The 714-nt window shown below is 49.2% G+C and carries 1 pseudogene; it reads right to left on the bottom strand.

Annotated elements, in window-relative coordinates:
- Positions 1-593: pseudogene (locus R8O10_RS25070) on the bottom strand (fructuronate reductase); the annotation flags it as partial.
- Positions 594-714 lie beyond the last annotated feature (121 nt).

The following is a 714-nucleotide window of genomic DNA, read 5'->3' as shown; positions in this document are numbered from 1 at the left end:
GCTGCTTTTGCTACGTGACCGTTCTCTTGCACGTTATCGCAAGACATCACGGTAAATGGCGTTAGGCCGCGTTCACGACGTATCTTCAGTGCTTGCACGATGTAACCTAGTGCCGATTTTGGCTCCGTTGGGTTGGCAAGGTCAGCAATGACTAGCGGGTTGTTTTTATCAAGCGTGCCCGTTGCAGGGTCGGCGCAGTAGCCTTTCTCGGTTATCGTCATTGAAACGATCGCCACTTGTGGCTCGGCCATTTTTTCGAGAACAGTTTCGATGCTGTCCAAATGTGGGTGCAGTGATTCCGTCACCGAGCCAATCACTTTGACTTCGGTCGATTCTGCGCCTTTTTCTGCCACCGTGTAGAGGTGATCTTGCGCGCGCAGCGATTGAATTAACTCTTCACCACCAAATAAATTGATTTCACAAATGCCCCAATCTGAGCCCGTTTTACTCAGCATTTCATTGGTGAACAGTGCTTGGTGCGCTCGGTGGAAAGCACCGAAACCAAGGTGAATAATACGGCTTTTGAGTGTAGAACGGTCGTAATCTGGCAGCGAAACAGCAGCATTTAGGGTGGAGTTTGCAATGGTTTTCATTTTATTTCCCTTCTCCCGCAGAGTGCTCTGCGGGATGATTCATTGAAAGAGTTAGTAGCCTAGGACCAGTTTTGGTAAGAACAGACTGAGTTCAGGAATAAAGGTCACCGCCATTAGGGCC

It is taken from the genome of Vibrio sp. 1727 (assembly GCF_033344415.1).
In the GTDB taxonomy this organism is placed as follows: domain Bacteria; phylum Pseudomonadota; class Gammaproteobacteria; order Enterobacterales; family Vibrionaceae; genus Vibrio; species Vibrio alginolyticus.
This window is presented reverse-complemented; position numbering and strand designations above follow the sequence as displayed.